General features: G+C 29.9%; 22 protein-coding genes. All 22 read right to left on the bottom strand.

Annotation, left to right across the window (positions count from 1 at the left end; genetic code table 11):
• Positions 1-47: 47 nt before the first annotated feature.
• Entirely contained in the window at positions 48-1,196 is a 1,149-nt protein-coding gene (locus tag AC0LWJ_RS02855) for a D-alanyl-D-alanine carboxypeptidase family protein (protein ID WP_474239906.1), read from the bottom strand.
• Between the two features lie 102 nt (positions 1,197-1,298).
• Entirely contained in the window at positions 1,299-1,910 is a 612-nt protein-coding gene (locus AC0LWJ_RS02850) for a DUF445 domain-containing protein (protein WP_474239908.1), read from the bottom strand.
• 172 nt (positions 1,911-2,082) lie between these two features.
• Entirely contained in the window at positions 2,083-2,562 is a 480-nt protein-coding gene (locus AC0LWJ_RS02845) for a 4Fe-4S binding protein (protein ID WP_474239910.1), read from the bottom strand.
• A gap of 16 nt (positions 2,563-2,578) precedes the next feature.
• Entirely contained in the window at positions 2,579-3,514 is a 936-nt protein-coding gene (locus AC0LWJ_RS02840; RefSeq protein WP_474239912.1) for a respiratory chain complex I subunit 1 family protein, read from the bottom strand.
• On the bottom strand, positions 3,511-3,936 hold the full coding sequence (locus AC0LWJ_RS02835) for an NADH-quinone oxidoreductase subunit B family protein (protein ID WP_474239915.1): 426 nt from the start codon (positions 3,934-3,936) through the stop codon (positions 3,511-3,513). Before AC0LWJ_RS02835 ends, AC0LWJ_RS02840 begins: the two co-directional genes overlap by 4 nt.
• A gap of 4 nt (positions 3,937-3,940) precedes the next feature.
• Positions 3,941-5,080, bottom strand: a complete 1,140-nt coding sequence (locus tag AC0LWJ_RS02830; protein WP_503031460.1) for a proton-conducting transporter transmembrane domain-containing protein — start codon at positions 5,078-5,080, stop codon at positions 3,941-3,943.
• A gap of 16 nt (positions 5,081-5,096) precedes the next feature.
• The gene (locus tag AC0LWJ_RS02825) at positions 5,097-6,971 is read right to left on the bottom strand and encodes an NADH-quinone oxidoreductase subunit 5 family protein (protein WP_474239918.1); all 1,875 of its coding nucleotides are present in this window, start codon (positions 6,969-6,971) and stop codon (positions 5,097-5,099) included.
• 14 nt (positions 6,972-6,985) lie between these two features.
• Positions 6,986-7,384, bottom strand: a complete 399-nt coding sequence (locus AC0LWJ_RS02820; protein WP_474239920.1) for a 4Fe-4S dicluster domain-containing protein — start codon at positions 7,382-7,384, stop codon at positions 6,986-6,988.
• A 9-nt stretch (positions 7,385-7,393) separates the two neighbouring features.
• Positions 7,394-8,488, bottom strand: coding sequence for a hydrogenase large subunit (locus tag AC0LWJ_RS02815; protein WP_503031459.1), 1,095 nt, complete (start codon positions 8,486-8,488; stop codon positions 7,394-7,396).
• Between the two features lie 4 nt (positions 8,489-8,492).
• Positions 8,493-8,849 (bottom strand): NADH-quinone oxidoreductase subunit C, encoded by a 357-nt coding sequence (locus AC0LWJ_RS02810; protein WP_474239926.1) that lies wholly within the window; start codon positions 8,847-8,849, stop codon positions 8,493-8,495.
• 418 nt (positions 8,850-9,267) lie between these two features.
• Entirely contained in the window at positions 9,268-10,323 is a 1,056-nt protein-coding gene (locus AC0LWJ_RS02805; RefSeq protein WP_284680322.1) for an IS30 family transposase, read from the bottom strand.
• A gap of 106 nt (positions 10,324-10,429) precedes the next feature.
• Entirely contained in the window at positions 10,430-11,050 is a 621-nt protein-coding gene (gene spoIIM, locus AC0LWJ_RS02800) for a stage II sporulation protein M (RefSeq protein WP_474237058.1), read from the bottom strand.
• A 76-nt stretch (positions 11,051-11,126) separates the two neighbouring features.
• Positions 11,127-12,293: an endonuclease Q family protein gene (locus AC0LWJ_RS02795; RefSeq protein ID WP_474236906.1), complete on the bottom strand. Its 1,167-nt coding sequence runs from the start codon at positions 12,291-12,293 to the stop codon at positions 11,127-11,129.
• A gap of 33 nt (positions 12,294-12,326) precedes the next feature.
• Entirely contained in the window at positions 12,327-12,854 is a 528-nt protein-coding gene (locus AC0LWJ_RS02790) for an NUDIX hydrolase (protein WP_474236907.1), read from the bottom strand.
• Positions 12,855-13,030: 176 nt separating this feature from the next.
• Positions 13,031-14,098: a DUF3866 family protein gene (locus tag AC0LWJ_RS02785; RefSeq protein ID WP_474236908.1), complete on the bottom strand. Its 1,068-nt coding sequence runs from the start codon at positions 14,096-14,098 to the stop codon at positions 13,031-13,033.
• A 14-nt stretch (positions 14,099-14,112) separates the two neighbouring features.
• Entirely contained in the window at positions 14,113-14,913 is an 801-nt protein-coding gene (locus AC0LWJ_RS02780) for an MraY family glycosyltransferase (protein WP_474237059.1), read from the bottom strand.
• Between the two features lie 57 nt (positions 14,914-14,970).
• A complete protein-coding gene (locus tag AC0LWJ_RS02775; protein ID WP_474236909.1) occupies positions 14,971-15,648 on the bottom strand; it encodes a glycosyltransferase family 2 protein in 678 nt (225 codons plus the stop codon).
• Between the two features lie 28 nt (positions 15,649-15,676).
• Positions 15,677-16,561 (bottom strand): copper transporter, encoded by an 885-nt coding sequence (locus AC0LWJ_RS02770; RefSeq protein WP_474236910.1) that lies wholly within the window; start codon positions 16,559-16,561, stop codon positions 15,677-15,679.
• 10 nt (positions 16,562-16,571) lie between these two features.
• Positions 16,572-17,696, bottom strand: a complete 1,125-nt coding sequence (gene steA / locus AC0LWJ_RS02765) for a putative cytokinetic ring protein SteA (RefSeq protein ID WP_474236911.1) — start codon at positions 17,694-17,696, stop codon at positions 16,572-16,574.
• Between the two features lie 88 nt (positions 17,697-17,784).
• Positions 17,785-18,567 (bottom strand): sporulation transcription factor Spo0A, encoded by a 783-nt coding sequence (gene spo0A / locus AC0LWJ_RS02760; RefSeq protein WP_474236912.1) that lies wholly within the window; start codon positions 18,565-18,567, stop codon positions 17,785-17,787.
• Positions 18,568-18,666: 99 nt separating this feature from the next.
• Positions 18,667-19,980 (bottom strand): SpoIVB peptidase, encoded by a 1,314-nt coding sequence (spoIVB, locus tag AC0LWJ_RS02755; protein WP_474236913.1) that lies wholly within the window; start codon positions 19,978-19,980, stop codon positions 18,667-18,669.
• A gap of 157 nt (positions 19,981-20,137) precedes the next feature.
• Complete coding sequence (recN, locus tag AC0LWJ_RS02750) at positions 20,138-21,862, bottom strand: DNA repair protein RecN (protein WP_474236914.1); 1,725 nt, start codon at positions 21,860-21,862, stop codon at positions 20,138-20,140.
• Positions 21,863-21,866 lie beyond the last annotated feature (4 nt).

The following is a 21,866-nucleotide window of genomic DNA, read 5'->3' as shown; positions in this document are numbered from 1 at the left end:
AATTCTTAAAATAATCTATTTACATTTAAACATATGCTTTTTACAATTTAATCATTTATAGTTAACCAGCTTTTTGTTATCTTTTTATAAAAATTAAAAACATTTGATTTTTTAATATCCTTTGCAGTGTACAAATCTATTGTTTTAATAATATTATTTCCGTCAAAGACTTTTATTACACCTATTTTAGTACCTTTTTTTACCGGTGCATAGATATATTTATTCATTTCTATCTTTTCTTTTATATTCTTTGACTGACCTTTCTTTAAAAGAATATATTCATCATAATTTGCTATAGCATCAACTTTATTTTCGTTTCCCTTTAATACGGTTGTTTTACCAAATATTTCGCCGGCAGCTGCAATTTTCTTTGTTTCATAATTACTAAATCCATAATCTAATAACTTTGAAGCTTCTTTAAATCTTATATTTGAATCAGGGGCACCAAAAACAACAGCAATTAACCTTGTATCACCTCTTTTAGCAGTAGCTGACAGGCAATACAAAGCCTCTGATGTTGAACCTGTCTTTATACCATCAGCACCAGGGTATCTCCACAAAAGTTTATTTGTATTTACTAAGCTAAATTTTCCATTTCTTACAGAGTCAATTTTATCAGTTAAAAAATTAAAAATATCTTTATGTTTAGTAAGTTCTCTTGATATTAAAGCAATATCATAAACTGATGTATGATGATTCTCTTCCGGTAAACCAGATGCATTTTTGAAATTTGTATTTTTTGCACCTAATTCTTTAGCTCTTTTATTCATTAATTCAACAAATTTTTCTTCGCTGCCTGCTATATATTCAGCCATTGCAACTGAAGCATCATTAGCTGAATTCATCGCAATTGATTTAAGCAAATCTATTACAGACATTTCCTCTCCTACCTCAAGATAAATCTGTGTACCCCCCATTTCAAAAGCATGTTGGCTTGTAACAACTTTATCCGTAAGTTTTATTTGTCCGGAATCAATTGCTTCCATTATTAGAAGCATTGTCATAACTTTTGTGACACTGGCAGGTGGTAATTCTTTATGGATGTCTTTTTCAAATAATATTTTTCCTGTACCTGCGTCCATTAAAATAGCTGATTTTGATTTTAATTCAAAACTTTCTGCATATATGTTATTTTCAGATATTATTGTAAATGTAAATACAAATAATATAAATAAAATAATCATCTTTTTATACATAAATATATACCTCCTTCTCTAAACTTATTTTTTCTCGAGAAGGAATTATTATTCCTTTTATTTTTTTGATATGGATTAATATAGTAAGAATATTGCTTTTTATCAATGTCCGATTGCAATGAGAAATATTCCTTGAATCAAACCAATTCCTAAACCCATATAAAAACCAAGCCATTCTATAAATGAAAGCTCTTTTTTTGCAACCTTTCGTACCAAAAGCTCCAATTCAGTAAAATTAAGTTTTAGTATTTTATCTTTTACAATATCTTTTATCGGAAGTGCTGTCTGAACCTCCTCAATATAATCGCCAAATTGTTTAAACAAACTAAAGAGTTCTTTCATCATTACATTTGATAGATAATCCATAATAGACCTACGAATAACAATTGGAATCCATTTTGGTAGTTGCTCTTCAATTCTATTCATAATATGCTGATGTATCATCGGTATTGATTTTATAAAAATTTTGTTTTCTTGGAAAAATTTTTTAATATCATTTTGTGAAAACAATTCGTTTTCGACAACATCAGCTAATGAATCAGCAATAGCAGCTTTCCTTTTCGGAAGCACGCCTTGAATATCATACTTTATTATTGGAATCCTAATAGGTTCTTTTGGATTAAATAGCAACCAAATAGCAACTTTATTGGTTAAATATCCATGAAATGCTCCAATCAAAGGCAAAAATATAAAATCAACTACATATTTATTCATAATATTCCTCGTTTTCTTAATATTGGTAATAACTTTATAATACATTGTTTGTAAATTATTATCTTATCTTTCTAAGATCTTATTATATCAAAAGCAAGCATAAAAATTAAACGCTTGCATATTTTCAATTTCTTGAAAAGATGCAAGCCGTAATACTCAAAATTTAAGTTTGTTATTTTTCAAAAACTCTCCTGCATTTTGGACAAAGAAAAAGATATGATGGTACATTATCTTTTTTCTTTAAATTTTTTGTTGCGAGTAGAGCAGGTTTAGGCATCAATTCTCCACAGGATTTACATTTCACAAATTCAACTTTTGTCGTATCTACCATATTTTTCTTATCAAATACCGACATTACAGGTGTATTAATAAATTCAATAGCTCCCATAGGACATGCGTCTGCACACTGCTTACAGGATATACATTTACCCTTATCTATAATATATATTTTTCCATCTGTATTATCCTCCATCCTGATGGCGTTCGTAGGACAAAAATATATACATATACCGCATCCGATACATTTTTCCGGCTTATGTTTAGGGAAACCCCTGTAATTCTCACTCATCTCAGGTAAAGGACCCTTCGGAAATTTCTCGGAAATTGGCTTTTTAAAAAGACTTTTAAGAAGAAATTTGCCGGTTTTATTCATTGTATTTTCACCTCTTTCACATCAAATAAGATAATAATAGCATAACAATAGATGCTGGAAGAACCACTTTAAAATAAAAACTTGAAACTTGAGCAAGCCGCAATCTTGCCGTTGCTGCTTCAAAATAAGTCATTATAAAAGTAAGCAAAAATGAAGATAAAATAATTATTAACAAACCCACCGTTGGTGGAACTAATAAAACTGGTAAATACAATATAGCAAATAGAAAAGCAACAGCCGCCAATTCCAAATAATGCATTACTTCAAACATAAGCAAAACCAAACCCGATGCCTCTACCATAATACCTTCTAAAATCTCTGTTTCTGCATTTGCAATAGAAAAAGGATTCAATTTTATTTCTGCCTGCATACATATTAAAAATATAGGCAATGTTAAAATTTTTATAAGTACATCCGGACCTGACCATGTAGTCTTAGCAATGGTCATTAAATTAAAAGAGGGTATGGGATTTACCATGAAAGCTATTGAGGTCAGGATTATAAGCAATGGTATATTATAAGAAAAAAGCATCTGAACCATCCTTGAAGCTCCTAAAAATCCATATGGCGACCTTGTGCCATAACCAAAAAGTATCTGAGAAATTAATGGAACTTCCAAAAGATATAATATAATGATCATATCAAAAGAACTTTTGAAGGCACTTATATTCCTTTGATAATTAAAAGGCAAAGGAAATAAAGAAAAAGCTAACATTAAAGATATAATACCTATAAATGGCACAAAATAGTATATAAAGCCAGAAACCTCTCTTGTTTTTACAACCTGTTTAAACAAAAGCTTTCCTATATCATAAAATGGTTGAAAAATAGGAGGACCTTGTCTTAACTGCATCCTCGCTTTTATCTTTCTCCTGAATCCTTCCATACAACCTCCAAGTAAGATTGCAAACAATAAACCAGGGTAAATAAATATTGCTAAAAGCTCTTTCATTTTTTTCTCAACTCCCCAAAAATCTTTGCTGCTTTCATTAAGCCCTCTATAATAGCATTTGGATGTGCAGAACATCCGCTTACATAAACATCCACTGGAATAAATTTGTCTGCAGGTCCAACTATACTATATCCACCACTAAAAGCTCCTCCACTTATAGCACAGGTACCAACCGCTACAACCACCTTAGGTTCTGGAATCATTTCATAAACCTTTAAAAGCGGCTCTTTACATCTTGCCGTTACAGGACCCGTAATAAGCAGTATATCAGCATGTTTTGGACTGCCGACCATTTTTATTCCCAGTCTCTCAACATCAAATTTGGAAGAAAATAATGTTAAAATTTCTATATCACATCCATTACAGGAACCAGTATTCATATGATAAATCCATGGAGATTTCTCGCATAAATTTTTAAACATATATTTACCTCCCTATGAGAAAAGTCAAATTACTCCATTTAATAAAGAAAATTGGTAAACTTATATAAATACCAGCTAATATAAATAAGATAGCTATAATAAGTAAAATAAAATCAGATTCTTTCTTAACCCGTTCAAATTCAGCTTTATATCTTCCCAGAAATATATTGTGATATGCTTTAATGTAGTAAATAAGGGTAATTATACTACTTAGTATCATAACTAATGCAAGCCACAGATTTTCTTTAAAGCCTGACAGATATATCAAGTATTTACCTGTAAAGCCCGGGGTAAAAGGCACTCCTATTAATGTCAGAGCAAAAACAAGGAAAGCTCCCGCACCTATAGGAAACCTTTCTGCCTGTCCACCAAGTTTTTCCATGTCAAGTGTCCCTGATATCCTTTCCAGTTTATCTGCAATAAGGAACATACCAAGTTTGGCAATAACATGATTTATAAGAAGAATAATTGAAGCTATTATGCTTATATTTGAAAAAATCCCAATTCCAATTAAAAGATATCCTGAATCATCAATAGAAGAATATGCAAGCATCTTTTTTAAATCTTTTTCTACAAAAGCCATTATAGCAGCAACAAGTAACGTCAAAATTCCAATAAAAATTAAAAACATTTTTGTCTTTAAATAAAATACGCTGTTTATATAACTCAACCTCTCCATAGCACCCATAAGTACTGTAAAATCAACCACCTCAGACAAACATATGACAGTAGCCGCAGTAATTGAATCTGTATCTTCCACAACCTTCGGAAGCCACCACATCACGGGAAATACTGCAAGTTTTAGTAAAACTGCAATTATCAAAACACCATAAATCCATACTTTGTATTCCGACCCAATTTCTGATATTAATGAAAGGAAAATGTAAATACTTCCCATAAATGCAAATACCTTAAAAGCATCTATAGATTTTCTTAATTTCATAATCATCAAAAACATTATTATACAAAAAACCTCAGCTATCAAACCAAAAATATTTCTACCAGTTTGTAAAATATATAATTCTGATAAAAGAAGAAAAAGCAAATATAAAAGAATTTCCTTCTGTCTGTAATTTTTATAATAAAAGAACCCTATAATTATTGTCATAAAAACAAGAACAAAGGACAATAATATATTTAACATGTCATTTTCACCTTCTTTAAACTAAAAATATTATTAAAGCTAAAACAAAACACCCGGCAATTATAGCTGTTCTCCAAGCTTTTTTTTCTATCATATTAAACAGTTTATATAATTTATTAAAGCTTCTTGATATACATTGATTAACCATGTTTAAATACCTATCAGGATCAGAGTATTTATAAAAAGTTACCATTCTGTTTTCAATCTCAACAACAAAATCCTCCGCAGTAGGATTTAATGACTCTTCGGCCTCTCCTCCTGTAAAAGCTGCTGCTTCTTTCACATTATGTTTTCTTAAAAAGACAGTATATATTACAAAACCAACAAACAATACAACTATTCCCCAAAGTGCCATTGTAGTCGCAGGATATGCTCCTTCTCCTTTTAACAATATCCCATAATTATATAAGTAACATACAGACCCTCCATCATTTAAATTAACTGCTTTTAAAGCAGGCAATATCAGATATTTTATTGCTAATTGAGGAAAAATTCCAATTACAATACAGGGAACAGATAAAAGACCTGCCGAAAAAATCATTGCCTTATAATCCTTTTCTTTTATTTTCTCGTATTTTTCAGGGAGTTTTCCATAAAATGCTGTATCCATAATTTTCAAGAATGAAATCATTGTAAGTGTACTGACAATAAGTCCTATGGCAGTTATAACAGGAAAACCAGCCTGAAGGGATGCATTATAAAACATCCACTTACTGACAAAACCATTGAAACCGGGAACACCAGAAATTGATGCTGCTCCAATCATGAAAATTGCTGCAGTTTTAGGAAGTTTTTTATAAAGTCCTCCCATTTCAGAAAGATCTCTTGTTTTTGTAGAATGCTGAAGAATACCTGCTACAAGAAACAAAAGAGATTTGAATAAGGAATGATTAAGCACGTGAAAAAGCCCAGCAGCAATTGCAAGGGGCGTACCTATTCCAATGGCAGAAACCATATAACCTATCTGACTCACTGTATGAAAAGCAAGAAGTTTTTTGAAATCACTTTGCTTTAATGCATATAGCACCCCCACAAGAGAAGATAGTGCACCTAGATATGTTATTAATATTTTCCAATCAACAGTATAAGGTCCTATTACTGAATAGAATCGAACTATTAGATATACACCAGCTTTAACAAGACAGGCTGAATGCAGAAGTGCACTTACAGGCGTAGGTGCATTCATAGCAAAGGGTATCCACGTATATAAAGGCCATTGGACAGACTTTGCAGCTACAGCAATTATCAATCCTAATAAAATAAGGTTTTCATATCTTCCAAGGTTATATTTGTTCAGTTCTGATATAACAGTATTCCCTTTTGTTAAAGCAGATATAAGTATCACTGAAAAAAGAAAACCATATCCTGCTATATGTGTCATAAGATAAGCCTTTTTGGCAGAAAAACTTGAAATATCGCTCTTATACCAAAACCCGATTAATTGATAAGAACATAATCCTATAAGTTCAAAAAATACATATGACCATATAAGATTATCGCTTAAAACAAGACCTATATATCCTGCTACAAAAAGCTGGGTAAAAGCAAAAAACCTAGGTAAACCCTCTTTTTCATGTTCCATGTACTGAGTTGCATAAATAATAACGCAAAAACTTACGAAACAGCCAAACAGTGCAAAAAAAACATTAAGTCCGTCAGCTCTCAATATCAGATTGAAATTTGCATTTTCTAAAACAGGACCAATTCCTATATTTACAGATGATATTTTTCCTTTCAATACATCTAACAAAAGATATATTATGCCAATTAAAGATACAAAGGATGTTAAAATGCTTATCGTACCGTGAAAACTTGCACGTTTAACTTTGTAAAAAGCAGAAGATAATAAAGCACCCAAAAAAAGTACTCCCACAGAAATCTCTAAAAACATAACACATATCTCCTTTACTTTTCAACCTTCGTAAGGGCTCCATGCTTACATACCTTAACGCAGGCTGGCTCGAAATTTCTATCCTTACATAAATCACATTTTTGTGCAACCATATCAATGTATCTATTGGCATTATTGACCATTTCAATAACACCAAATGGACACATATAATAACAGATTTTGCAACCAACGCAAACCGACTGATCTATAATAAAGGCTTTGTCAACTTTGGTTATGGCTCCTACAGGACAGACCTTGGCACAAATTCCGCATTGAGTACATATATTTATCTTGTTTTTTTTATCTACTTTTGAAATAAAAATACGAGGAGCATCAGATGCATGTACCTTCATGCACATTTTTTCACATGCCCTACAACCTATACATTTTGTTGAATCTGCTTTGATTTTCAAATATAACACCTACCTTTGTGCACAAGAATAACATGGATCAATGCTTGCTACTATAAGTGTAACATCGGCAATATCCTGTCCTATAAGCATTTTCTTAGCAGCAGGTATATTTACATAACTAGGAGTTCTTATTTTTACTCTAAAAGGTACATCACTACCGTCTGTTAAACAATAATACAAAGCCTCACCTCTCGGTGCCTCCCATCGCCCTATACCAATTCCCTTTGGTATAAAGGGAAGCCTGTCCAATTTTACAGGACCATTTGGAATTTGCATAAGAATCTGTTCTATTATCTTAATACTTTCTATAACCTCTAAAAGCCTTACTTTAAGCCTTGCTAAAACATCTCCATCTTTTTCTACAATTTTTTCAAAATCTACAAATTCATAAGCAGCTCCAGGAATACAAACATCCTTTCTCACATCAAAAGACACCCCCGAAGCTCTTGCTAAGGGACCAGCAACAGAAAGATTTACAGCATCCTCATAGGTTAAAATACCTATCCCTTTTGTTCTGCTGATAAGCGTAGAACTTTCCAGTGCTTCATCTATAAGCCTTAGTGTATCTTGTTTAACTCTCTCTACAATGTGTTTTATTCTATCTGTATCTTCTATATCTTTTCTTACACCCCCTATAGTATTAAATGCATAATTTGCTCTATGGCCTGTGACTGCTTCCATGAGGTCTTTTATATTTTCCCTTGTATTAAAAAATTTAATAAATAATGTCTGAAAACCCATATTTTCACAGGCTATTCCCGCCCATAAAAGATGGGAATGGATTCTTTCCAGTTCTCCCACCAATGTTCTCAGATACCTTGCTCTCAAAGGTACCTCAATTTTAGCTATACTTTCAATAGCCTGGACAAAACAAACAGGATGTGTATGAGAACAAATTCCACATACCCTTTCAACAAGGGGAATAACCTGATAAAAGTTTCTTGTGCAAGCAAGATATTCAATGCTTCTATGCACATGACCAATTTCTATGCTGACTTCTTTAATAATATTGCCTTCACTTTCTATCTTAAAATGAACAGGTTCTTCTAATGCTACGTGGAAAGGTCCAACTGGTAACAAAAATGTTTTCTTTTGGTTTGCCAAAAAATCACCTTCTTTTGTCTCTTTGCTTCAAAATTCTTTCTCTTTCAAGTTTCGCAAGAGGAGGTTCTATTGAAGTCTGGGCTGTCATTAAAAGTCCTTTTTCTGTGTCTTCATAATCTTTAAATGTAATACCATACATCTCCATAATTTCTCTTTCTGCCCATTCTGCTGCTGGATACACAGATCTTATACTTTCAAAGTTTCCCGGAAATTTACTTGACAAAGAAATCTCCTTTATTTCACCTTTTATATCAAATAGATACTTTAAGATTATGTTTTCGTCCGATTCTAAATCCAAATGAGCTAAAGAAGTAATATAACGTGCTCCTTCTTTTTTTAATTTTTCTATTTCTTGTTTCATATTCACATTTCATCTATCCTTTACTTATTTTGTATAGTAGTGTCAGGCCAAATTTTTATTATAAATATATTTTAATTATCTCATATTACTTTTTAAAAGTCAACAGAATTTTTATTACTTTATGATATCTAAAAATTGCAAGTTTAAGTGACGTGAAATATTTGGTAAATATGTATAATGTTAATTGATTACTTATTTCATTTCAATATGGTTTATTGCAAAGCTAATCAAAAAGTTTTTTAAGTGCGGTTTATAATGAGAGGTTCCTGTATGATAGCCTTACTGGATAGCCAGCCATTTATGCCCCATAGCCTTTCTCCTTGCACATGCTTCGGGGGCATGGAGGGATGGCTCGCTGGCTGGTCATCATATAGGAGAGGCTCGTTGTCAACTGGATTCTTAAAAAACTTTTTGCCTTTTATGCTGTCATCATATCTTTTGCTGATTTATATCCAAATATCCTCCTTGGATAGCTGTTTATCCAATTTTCTATGTATTTTATCCTCGCATTGCTTATCTTGCTTATATCCATCCCTTTTGGTATAAACCGCCTTATTAGTTTGTTGATATTTTCGTTTGTCCCTCGCTCCCATGAGCTATAAGGATGTGCATAATACAATTTTACTCTTTTCTCTTCTTTATACTTTATAGACCTTTCTATTCCTTCATAATCCAAGAATTCACTGCCATTATCAACCGTTATTGTTTTGAATTTCTCTTTAAATGCTTTTCCATATTTTCTTTCTAATCTGTCAAGTGATGCAATAACTGATTCTTGCGTCTTTGCCGGCATTTTAATAATGATTTCTTCTCGTATGCTTCTTTCGCTTAATACCAGTAATACCGCACCTTTCCCTTCTCGTTTTCCTACAACACAATCCATTTCCCAGTGCCCATATTCTTTTCTGTTATCTACCTCTGGTTGTCTTTCTTCAATGCTTGTTCCTTTAAGATTTTTATGTGGTATTTTTATTTTCTTATAGTCTCTCTTTTTTCCTTCTTTTTTTACAGGAAGATCTTTATTTGTAAGTTTTAGAAATACATCACCCCGATCTATATAGTTATATAATGTCTTTGTACATATTTGGGCTTTAAATTTTATTTTCTTTTTTTTTATCTCTCCAATTACTGCATCAGGTGAGTAATTTTCTTTGATTATCTTATTTTCTATATATTTAACCAGTTTATGGTCTTTCCCTATCTTTAGACCAGGTCCTTTATTCTTTGCATTTTCATTATATATGCGCTGTCCTGCATCTGCACAGTACTCTTCTCTATATGTTAAATCAGAATTTAGAAGTCTTACCTTCCCTCTATTTACTTCTCTTTCAATTGTCCTGGTCCCTCTTCCCATTCGTTGTGCAATTTCATAAGGTTTTAGTCCTTCCTTCAGCAATATCTCTATTTTGTATCTTTCTTTTGCTGTAAGGTGTTTATATTTTCTCAATTCTATGATATTATCATATTGACTCATGGTATAATCTCCTTTGTATTGTTTTGTTTTATCACTTAATATTATACATCGGATTTACCATGAGTCCAATTTTTGCTTGTTCCGTCACTTTATTTTACAACTTACCTTACTTTATGATATCTTTTAGTAAAAACAATATATATGGCGTTACATATGCCTCAACTAAGCTGCTCAAAATCATTACCGCAAATGCTGTATAAACAATTAATGTATATGAAACAAACTGCGAAAACAAATCCTTCATGTTAAATCTGCGGTTTTTTAATATATACAAAGAAAAATTTATGCTCGTTACAGATATAAATAAAATAACAAGTAAAATCAGTATATTTTGAGGCAATATAGCAGTTAAAGCAAATAAAATACCTTTAAATTTGAATTCACTAATTAAAAAACCTATAGAAAATCCTAATATAAAACCTCTAACTCCAATTATAAAAAAAATAAAGGGTATACCGATAATCGTAGCACCTAATAGCCAAAGTATAAACACAGTTTCAAAGTTATTTAATATGGATTGTTTGAATATATTAATTGCATTCAGTTGTGTATGTCCTAAAATATCGTAAAAACTTACTATATATTTCATTATATTTTCTTTCTGGATATCATTTAATGTATTGATTGTAAATGCACCTGATGCTATTCCAATCATTAATGACATGATTACTATTATATATAAAATAGAATTATCTTTAATATGTTTCGAAATTATTTCTTTAACCATTTTCAAATATGTTGTCCCTCCTTATGAAATAATCCATAATAAAATTTATGCTGCAAAGGAGGGGTATATACCATATTTATATTATTTTACCATAAAATCCTCCACCACCAATTCTCAAAGTGAAATTTCCCTGTCTTATCTTAAATATATTTTCTGCTGCTTTTGAACCTACAACTTTTTCAAGGTCATGGTAAGAAGCCCTATGTAGAGCATAAATCTCAGTTCCAAATTCATTAACAAGCTTTTTAATTGTCTTATAGCCAATTTTAGGTATGAACTCCAAAGGAATTTGATACACATATTCAGGTCTGAATTTAGGATGTATAATATCCTGATCCTTTATCTCAGCAATACGGTCTTTTACGCCAAATACTATATTTTTACTGCCGCAGTTTGTACAGCTATATACGGGCGGAACTTCTGTTGATACATTACCGCAGTCTAAGCAAAAAGTTCTGTGATATTTGCCGAGTTCCGGGTTTAAACCATAATTTTTTATTATCTTTTTCCCATCCTCCCTATTTAATACAGAAAAAACTTCATTAAAATCAGGCTCTTGCATTTCGAATACATTAAATTCCCTGGCAATTTTATTTAATGAGTGGGCATCAGAATTACTTAAAAAAGTTTTTGATTTTAATTCGCTTATTTCATCAGCTAAATCAGTGTCAGAACTTAATCCAAGTTCTATTGAATTTAAATCATTATAATATTCTTTAAAAATATCACCCAATCTTTCTGTTGAACTGCCATAATAGCTTTTGAAAGGAGTAAATACATGTGCCGGAATTAAAAATCCTCCTAAATCTTTTACGATTTTATAAATTTCTATACTGCTTAAACTGCATCTCTGGCTACTTAAATTAATATTTTTTATATGATTTGATAATATATTAGAAAATTTCCTCATAGACTTAATGTCTCTTAAAAAGCATAATATATGAGGAGACCCTTTTTTTTCTCCACCTATTTCCACTTCACTTGCCAATAAAAGAGTTATCCTGTTTTTGTATCTTAATCCTCCACCATGTAAAGGTATTAAAACATCTTTATTCATCATGGAATTTAGTTCATCTAAAATCTCTGGAACTGCACAATCAACAAGCCCTACAATATCTATTCCCTTTATAAAACATTGTTCTAAAATATTTATCGGAGTTAGTTTATTTGAAGCTGTTATTTTAACGGGTTTACCACTTTTAGTTCTGCCTATATGTACATGTAGATCTACATTATATATCATCAAAAGAACCTCATTTCATTTATTTGAAAATTTTTATAGATTAATATAATATAAAATTGCAATAATTGTTTTAGCATCTACAATTTCATTTTTTTTAATCATCTCAACCAATTCGTTAATAGTGTATTCATACACTTCTAAAAATTCATCGTCATCTGTATCAACATGTTCTTCCCTTAAATTTTCTGCAAGATAGACATATATATTTTCTTCTGAAAATCCCGGTGAAGGGTAAAAGGATAAAAGAAGTTTTAATTTTTCTGATGTATATCCTGTTTCCTCCATAAGTTCCCTTTTAGCACAAGCATCAGGATTTTCTCCAAATTCAAGTTTCCCTGCAGGTATTTCAAATAAAGCTTTATTTGCAGCCTTGCGAAATTGTTTTACAATCAATATTTTACCATTATCTTTCACAGCAAGTATTGACACACCACCCGGATGCTCTACAATTTCACGATTTGATTTCTTGCCATCTGGCAGTATTACATCATCAATGCGTAAATTTAAAATTTTCCCTTCATATAATTTTTTAGAAGCTATTGTTTTTTCAAAAAGATCCATAATCAACATCCTTTCCATAGGTATATTTTGAAGAAATTTACATAAAATATCATCAGGAGGTGGTACAAATGATTATATATGGCAATAAAATATATTTTATAGGTAAATTCCATGAATTATTGAAAATATTAAGAGAATTAAGCGTGAAATATACAACAATAAGCGAACTTATTAGTTTAAAATAATGTATTACAGTAGATTGCAGCGGCACCACAAGCGTTAAAAAATTCTTTTTCCAAGCTGTAATCTCTACCCATTGTTGTAATTTTTATTCTGCAATTTTTTAAGTAATCATTTGTTATTGATGCATCAATAAATACCTTGTTGAACTTTTTAAATACAGGATTATTTTGAATTTGCTTATTTACAATCTCCATCATATTCTTTTCCATCACAGGAAAAGTCAGAGTGCAATTACTATTACATACCTCAAGAACAGTAATTGTATGATGGCTAATACCCATATGTCTTTCTCGTTTGTCACTAAAACTTATTCTTGGAATTAAAATTGGATTACCCCCCAACTTATTTACCGCATCTATATAATATCCTTGATCTATACCTGTAAAACCATATTTTGTGCCTGTACCTACAATACCAGGACCCATTGCAACAATTATAACATCAGCTTTTATGATTTCCTTAGCACAAATAAGAGCTGTATAAATATTAACAGCTTCATAATCTCCCCCAAATGCATGCCCAATTGTAATTGTTTCATTTATAATGCCTTCTTTTTTTAAATAATACACCGTATTACTAAAAGATATTGGTATACTTGCAGAATCTGTCATTATGTACGCTATCTTTATATCAGTTTTTAAATGTTTTAATACAATAGATGCAGGTGCAACCATACTGTGAAGTTCTCCTATAATAACAGGGATTCCATCAAGACTCTTGAAATTATTGAAAGTCTCATGGTATGGGCTATCTTGCTCTTCTACCGATAAAACATTTATTTGCGCCGGTGTATACCTTAATTTCATTATATGACCATTTCCTTTTAAATCAAGCTTATGATATCGTGTATTTAACAGTATAAAATCATATCCGCCAGTACCAAGATTAAGTTTTTTTGCAGTTTCATTAATATATACCTTATCACCGACTTTTATTTCACCTGAAATATGGTCATAATTGACCGCCTTTGTAATTTCACCTTCTAATTCAACTTCAACAAATGTTATGTCATTTCTTTTTAAAATAATCTTTTTAACAATTCCAGAATTAATGCTAATCATTTTACCAACCTTTCTTATTTTCTGCCAATCATATCAATATAATTTAATAATTTGTTTTTTTCGATTATTTTGGTTAAGGAATATTTTTCTGTTAATGTATGTATCAAAATTAAAAGTATAAGTATTATAATTCTTATTTTAAAGCTAAAAATAATAACACTGGCTATTCCAATAGTCAAACCTAAAACATTTGAACCAGCATCACCCATCATAATTTTTCCTTTTAAATCCAATGGTAAATAAATAATTACAATTCCTAACATTATCATAAGAAAAATCGGATGTGCATTTCCAATGATTAAAAAAACAACCGATAAAAATATAAAAACCTTTCCTGCTCTTCCAGGTCTTAAATCTAAAAGATTTAAAAAATTTGTAAATAAAGCAATAATCAAGGTATTTATTATAATATTAATAATATTTTTACTAATATTTATACTTAAATATAAAGCTACTAAAAAGCCCATAATGGCTTTTAAGCCTCCTGTTGTTAATTTTCCATACAGCATTGACCTTATATGTCCTTTTAAACCTGTTACGCTTCTATCACCAAGTAAATCATCTATTAAACCGGTATATGACATTATTATTATAGATATCATAAATAAATAAATATTATTTTCTTTAATACCTATTGTGGTTATTACTATAAAAGATAAAAAAATAGCAGGGATAAATAATATTCCTCCACAAGCAGGCACTAAATCTTTTTTATAATTTTCCCGCAAGCAAATAGATTTATCCAAAATCTGAAAAACAAATTTCCATGTAATAATCATTGCAAAAAGTGAAATAATAAAAGGTAGATATAAAATCATAATAAAACCCCCATTTATCTTTTGGCAGGATGAAATAAAAATTATTTTTTATCCTTAATCTTTTTTAATTGATTTGTATAATAAAACTTTCAAAATATCGAAAAATTGCCTTCCTCTATGAATAAACCCTTTTATATCTCTTAATGTAACTGCATGTGTCATATTAACCTCTACTTCTTTAATTTTATATCCTTTTTTTAATATGTCTATGGTCATTCCAACCTCTATCCCATAACCCTTGTGAAACTTTTTTATTCCTTCAAGGACTTCTTTCTTAAAGGCCCTTTGTCCTGATAAAGCAGATTCAAATTCATAACCTGTTAATGCCTTTACACCTTTTTTTGCAAGCTTTTTAACAAGTCCAAAACCAGATTTAATATTTATTTTTGGAAATTTTGCAACAGTTACATCAGCTTCATCATTTATTACAGGTAATAATAATTTTTTAACTTCTCTTGAAGTAAGACCTATATCAGCATCAAGAAAAACGATAATATCATTTTTAACATATTTTAATCCTTCTTTTAATGCAGTACCTTTCCCTAAATTATTTTTCATATTAACAATTTTAGCGCCAGCTTTTTTGGCTTTTTCAACCGTATCATCTGTTGAACCATCATTAACAACTATAATTTCATCAATTTCTGTAATGTCCTTCATTCCTTTTATTGTATCGCCTATCCTATCAGCTTCATTATACGCTGGTATTAAAACACTGGCTTTGTAAGTCATAATTTCACCTCATATTGTTTTTTATAGTTTATGGTGTATTAGCAAAAGAATCTGGCATTAATGCTGAATCACCAGGTTTTACACCATAATGGCCTTCTTTGCCCTGCATCACCATAATTAAAGCTGTTTGTCCTACAATATTATCAATATTATCAACGGTTGATAACCTTTGTTTTTTATAAGTTTCTACATAACTGTATTTTACATCACTTGGTTCTACCCCAACTATAGGTATATTTAATGTTTTTATCTGTTTTATTATAGGTATGTCAATATTATTTAAATTATTATCTTTATTATTACTACCCCCTACAATAATTACAAAATCGGTATTTCCAGAAACACCATTAAAATTAATGTAACCTTTATCTTTAAGATAAGTTATTAAATCATTATCCTGCCCTGTAGCAATAGCATTTGATAGTTTAGCAGATAAAAAGTCAGTAATATTTTTTGAATCAACAGTACCATATTTGGACAGATAATTTGATAGATCTTTCTTCTCAGCATCACTTAAATTATTTATATTGTTATTAAATATTGTTATGGAATTTATTGAAGCACCTGCTTTTGTTAGGGCATTTATCATACCTGAACAAATAAAGTCATTATTTGTTTCAATTATCGCAACTTTGACCCCCTCTAATTTTTTTGAAACAAGGATAGGAAAAACTATTTTACCATACTGATTAAGTATATCCTTCTCTTTTGTGAGATTCTGAACATTGTTTTTTAAATTTGAATTTTCTGACTGTATATCTTTAAATTTTTGTTCAAGTTGATTTATTATTGTGTCCTGTTGAATTGAAAAAGCCTTTTGTCCATCAAGCATAAATCCAATAAATATACCTATTCCTAATGCCATAAAAATAGCTGCAATTGTTAGAACATAGTATCTTATATTAATGTTCATGCTAATCCTCCTAAAATCCTAATAATAATCTTAATTTCAATTCTAATAGTTTCATTAATCGTTGTGTAGGTGGAGAAAAGTATGCTATTACTCCAAGCGGTATCATAGCTGAAAAAATTATTCCAAATATATATGATATCTTGAAATTTTCCCTGTATAACTTGTTTACACCCTTTGCGTCAATTAATTTAGAGCCAATTTTTAATCTTACAAGGAAAGTACTGGACATGCCTTTTCGTCCCTTTTCAAGAAAATCTATCATACTTGAATGAGTACCTACAGCCACAATTAAATCTGCCCCTTTTTCAAAAGCTAACAACATAGCAATGTCCTCACTGGTCCCTGGTGCTTTAAATATATGTGTTTTCTCAAGATTAAGTGTTTTAATTCTATCTAAGCCCGGTGCTCTTCCGTCAGGATATGCATGTATAACTATTTCACCTGCTTGTTTTAATGCTTTATCACTAACACTATCCATATCCCCAACTATTATATCCGGTTTTAAACCAAATTCCAATAAAGCATCAGCACCACCATCTACTCCGATAAGAACAGGTTTCACATCTCTTATATATTGCTTTATAGTGAATAAATCCTCTTTATAGTCCTTGCCTCTAACAACAACAAGTGACTGCCTGTCCTTAAAGTTTGTTTTAATATCAGGAATATTTATATCGCTAATAATAAAAGATTTTTCTCTTTTTGCATATTCAAGTGTATTTTCGATAAAATTATTTAACTCTATTTCAAGATTTTCTTTACATTCTTCCATTTTATATTTTATTATATCATGTGTTAAAATTTTACCTTTCGCAATTAAAGAATTATCCTTATATATTTCATTATCTATAATTGTAACTTTATCATTTTCCTTTAAAACTTCAAAAATTTTTTTGCCAACATCATCAATAATAGGAATACCTGCTTTATTTAATATTAAAGGACCTAAATTCGGATATTTACCGCTTATTGATTTATTCGCATTAATAACTGCCAAAACTTTTTTTTCAGATAATGATTCTGCCGCAATCTCATCTATGTCGAGATGATCAATAACAGCGATTTCTCCAGGTTTTATACGTTTTACTAAATTTTTCGTTTTTACATCTATTTTAATCGAACCAGTTATTTGCATGGTTAGTCCTCCAGAACATCATTCTTTGTCTATTATAGCATAAAATTAATTTTGACAAAACAAAAAAAATACGGTGCATATCACCGTATTAACTTGCTTTTAAACCTAATCTTAATTTATCTGCAATAAGTGCTATAAATTCCGAATTAGTGGGTTTTCCCCTTTTTTCATCAATTGTATAAGCAAATAATTCATTTAAAACATCCACTTTTCCTCTACTCCAGGCAACTTCTATTGCATGTCTAATTGCTCTTTCTACCCTGCTTGGAGTTGTATCATATTTTTCAGCAATCTTTGGATAAAGTAATTTTGTTACAGAATTTAGATATTCTATATCATCCATAACTAATGTAATCGCATCTCTTAAATAAGAATATCCTTTAATATGTGCTGGTATTCCAACATCATGAATTACTTTTGTTATTAACGTTTCTATATCAGGATCTTTTTTACTTGATCTTACAGGCATAACTGCTTTTGAAACAACATCCGTTTCTATATCCATAATTTCAACAATACGCTTTGAAAGTATTTCTAAATCAAAAGGTTTTAATATGTAGTAATCTGCTCCGAGATTTATTGCCTTTTGTGTAATTTTTTCTTGCCCAACTGCTGATAAAATTATTATCCTGGGTCTTTTTACATTTAATTCATTTAGTTTTTCTAAAACACCTATTCCATCAAGGTATGGCATTATAATATCAAGTATAAGTAAATCTGGTTCGCTATTCTTAATCAATTCTAATGTCTGGTTTCCATCATTTGCTGTGCCAAGTATTTCAATGTTACCTTTTGATGATAGATAATCGACAAGTATATTGCAGAATTCTTTATTGTCATCAGAAATACCAATTTTAATTTTTTTTAACAATATAAACTCCTCCCCATTATTTTTATTTATATTTATAATATTCTACATATCTTTCAAAATTCCTTCTTTTTACATGTAAAAAATTAAGGGGGGATTCCCTTAATTTTTGAAAACTTTTTGATTGTCTGTAATATTATTCATCTCTTTAAGCATCCATTCAGCATAAACCCCATATCCCTTTGTTGGGTCATTTACAAATACATGTGTTACTGCTCCTATAAGTTTACCATTTTGAATAATAGGACTTCCACTCATTCCTTGTACAATACCACCTGTTTTACTTAATAAATTTTTATCTGTAATTTTAATTATCATTCCTTTTTGATTAGAAGATTCCTGTTGAACTTTTCTTATTATCTGAATATTATATTCCTTTACTCCATTATCATCTATTGTTGTTAAAATTTTTGCGGGACCCTCTTTAACCTGTGATTGATAGCCAATTGGTATAGGCTTATTATATATATTATTTGATAATTTACCATATAAACTTCCATAAATACCGAATGCAGTATTTTTTTCTATATTACCTATTGTATCAATCTCCTCAAGAAAAATACCCCTTAATTCTCCAGGATTACTCCTTCTGCCTCTATTTACTGAAGTTATTCTGGATTTCATGATTTCTCCATTTTCTACGGAAAGAGTATCACCTGTATCTATATCTGTTATTGCATGTCCTAATGCAGCATATAATTTTTTTTCTGGCAGATAAAATGTAAGCGTTCCGATTCCTGCAGTATGATCTCTTACCCACAAACCTATTCTATACTGACCATCATCCTTTGATTTAACAGGATGTATGCTTGTATTAACTATACTACCTTTTCTATTTAATTTTAATTTGACAATATTGCCATTTAAGCTATTCGTGATATTTGTTATATCATCAGCAGATTTTATTTTTTTACCATCAACCTCTAAAATTATATCCCCGATTTGTATACCACCTTCCTTATATGGGCTATAAACTTTATTATTTTCTCCAATAATTTCTGAATATCCTACAACAAGAGCACCTTTTGTATTAAGTCTTACACCAATTGATTGCCCTCCTGGCATAATGTATACCGTCGGTAGAACATCTACAGAGACAGATTTTATAGGTACAATTCCATATAATTTAAAATTAATATTTACCTTGCCCTGCTCCAATGTTTCTATAGTAAATGGTTTGTTTAAATTTAAGATATTTTCTTTTGTTTCATTATTTATTTTTAAAATACCATCTTTATCTGTATAAAAACTCACTTTTAGAGGCAAGTTAAAATTAAAATTTGCCTTCTCTCCTTTAAAAAATTTAAAATTTGAGGGAGTTTTCGTTAAATCCTTCACAGGAGTTAAACAGCTTACATATATAAGTAAACCTGATAAAAAAATAAAAAGTAAATATTTGATTTTGTGCCACTTCAATTAATACCACTCCCTTCTATTATTTTTTTGATTTTGTCTAAGTTTAAAATAACCTTATAAATGACTTTATATACTGTCAATATATCGGCTTAATAGAAAAAAGCAAAATCATTTATAAATATAAACAAGTTAATCAAATTTTAAATAAAAAAAGCACTTAAGTGCCTTTTTTATTTATTTCTATCTTCTTTTTGAATCTTTGTGCCATATCAATAAGCTCTTTAGAATGATTCAATGTTAATTCTGTTACCTTTGTACCGCTGATTATCCTTGAAAGCTCTTTTATTTTACCATCATAGTCAAGTTTTTGTATATTAATGTATGTTTTACTATCTTTTGTTATTTTTAAAATTTTATAATGTACATCAGCCATTGATGTAATCTGTGGTAAATGTGACACACATATTATTTGACGGTTCCTTGAAATATATGCTATTTTTTCTGCAACAGCCTGTGCAGCCCTCCCACTTATACCTGTATCAACTTCATCAAAAATTAATGTTGAAATACCATCAAAATCTGCTAAAATTGTTTTAAGTGCCAACATTATTCTGGACAGTTCACCACCCGAGGCAATTTTAGATAAAGGCTTTAAAGGTTCTCCAACATTTGTTGAAATCATAAACTCCACTTCATCCATACCGTTTTCATTAGGTTCCTGTAAATTTTTTATATCAACTTTAAAAATTGCATTATTCATATTTAATTCATTTAAAATAATTTTTATATTTTTTTCAAGATAGTCCGCTATTTGAGTTCTTTTATCGTGTATAATTCCAGATAACTTAATAATTTCATTTTTCAATCTGTTTTTTTCATCATTAATTTTTTTTATTTCTTCTTCTGAGTTTAATAATTTTTCAAGCTCTATTTCCTTTTCTTTTTGAAATTCCAATATAGCTTCAATTGTTATACCATATTTTCTTTTTAAATTGCTAATAAGGTCAAGCCTATTTTCAATCTCATCGAGACTTTCAGGACTAAAATCAATATTTTCTATATAATTCCTTATCTGAAATGCGCAGTCTTCAAGTGTAAATAAAGCATTTTCAATATATTCCTTTAAATCCGATAATTTTTTATCAATAGCCATTGATAAATCAATATTTTTTATTATGACATTTATGCTATCAATAACTGCATTGTTATTTTCCCTACCTTCATATAAGATATTATATGTTTCATTCATAAATGTAAACAATTTTTCTGAATTTATTAATATATTTCTTTTTTCCGTTAATTCCTTATCTTCATTTATCCTTAAATTTGCATTTTTTATCTCATTGATTTGATATTTTAATAAATCGATTTTTGATAATTTTTCATTGTCATCAAGATAATAATCTTTAAGTTTTCTTTCTATAGAATAATATTTATCAAGAAGCTTTCTTAGCTGTTCTCTAATTGTATAAAATTCATTATCCTGAAAGCTATCAAGAAGCATTATGTGTTTAGTATTGTCAAGCAAAAATTGATGTTCATGTTGACCAAGTATATCAACAAGAAGTGAACCAAGTTTATTTAAAAACGATAATGACACAATGCGGTTGTTTACTCTGCAATAATTTCTTCCACTTGATGTGATTTCTCGACTTATTATTAAAGTATCATCATTTTCATAATCTATTCCTGCTTCATTTATAATATTGATAATATCTTTTTTGTTTGAATCTATATAAAATATTCCCTCTACAAATCCTTTATCAGTACCATTTCTTATTATATCCTTATTTGCTCTTCCACCTAATAATAACACCATTGAATCAATTACAATCGACTTTCCAGCACCTGTTTCACCTGTTAATATATTTAAACCTTCGCCAAAATTAATCTGCAAATTATCTATAAGCGCAATATTTCTTATGTTTAATGCAAGTATCATTTGA

The organism is Aceticella sp. 75b-Ac, assembly GCF_056032965.2.
This window is presented reverse-complemented; position numbering and strand designations above follow the sequence as displayed.

Bases quoted from the DNA above. Each gene is read 5' to 3' on its own strand.
- AC0LWJ_RS02855 (WP_474239906.1), bottom strand. From the start codon at position 1,196: ATGTATAAAAAGATGATTATTTTATTTATATTATTTGTATTTACATTT.
- AC0LWJ_RS02850 (WP_474239908.1), bottom strand. From the start codon at position 1,910: ATGAATAAATATGTAGTTGATTTTATATTTTTGCCTTTGATTGGAGCA.
- AC0LWJ_RS02845 (WP_474239910.1), bottom strand. From the start codon at position 2,562: ATGAATAAAACCGGCAAATTTCTTCTTAAAAGTCTTTTTAAAAAGCCA.
- AC0LWJ_RS02840 (WP_474239912.1), bottom strand. From the start codon at position 3,514: ATGAAAGAGCTTTTAGCAATATTTATTTACCCTGGTTTATTGTTTGCA.
- AC0LWJ_RS02835 (WP_474239915.1), bottom strand. From the start codon at position 3,936: ATGTTTAAAAATTTATGCGAGAAATCTCCATGGATTTATCATATGAAT.
- AC0LWJ_RS02830 (WP_503031460.1), bottom strand. From the start codon at position 5,080: ATGTTAAATATATTATTGTCCTTTGTTCTTGTTTTTATGACAATAATT.
- AC0LWJ_RS02825 (WP_474239918.1), bottom strand. From the start codon at position 6,971: ATGTTTTTAGAGATTTCTGTGGGAGTACTTTTTTTGGGTGCTTTATTA.
- AC0LWJ_RS02810 (WP_474239926.1), bottom strand. From the start codon at position 8,849: ATGAAACAAGAAATAGAAAAATTAAAAAAAGAAGGAGCACGTTATATT.
- AC0LWJ_RS02805 (WP_284680322.1), bottom strand. From the start codon at position 10,323: ATGAGTCAATATGATAATATCATAGAATTGAGAAAATATAAACACCTT.
- spoIIM (WP_474237058.1), bottom strand. From the start codon at position 11,050: ATGGTTAAAGAAATAATTTCGAAACATATTAAAGATAATTCTATTTTA.
- AC0LWJ_RS02795 (WP_474236906.1), bottom strand. From the start codon at position 12,293: ATGATATATAATGTAGATCTACATGTACATATAGGCAGAACTAAAAGT.
- AC0LWJ_RS02790 (WP_474236907.1), bottom strand. From the start codon at position 12,854: ATGGATCTTTTTGAAAAAACAATAGCTTCTAAAAAATTATATGAAGGG.
- AC0LWJ_RS02785 (WP_474236908.1), bottom strand. From the start codon at position 14,098: ATGATTAGCATTAATTCTGGAATTGTTAAAAAGATTATTTTAAAAAGA.
- AC0LWJ_RS02775 (WP_474236909.1), bottom strand. From the start codon at position 15,648: ATGACTTACAAAGCCAGTGTTTTAATACCAGCGTATAATGAAGCTGAT.
- AC0LWJ_RS02770 (WP_474236910.1), bottom strand. From the start codon at position 16,561: ATGAACATTAATATAAGATACTATGTTCTAACAATTGCAGCTATTTTT.
- steA (WP_474236911.1), bottom strand. From the start codon at position 17,696: ATGCAAATAACTGGTTCGATTAAAATAGATGTAAAAACGAAAAATTTA.
- recN (WP_474236914.1), bottom strand. From the start codon at position 21,862: ATGATACTTGCATTAAACATAAGAAATATTGCGCTTATAGATAATTTG.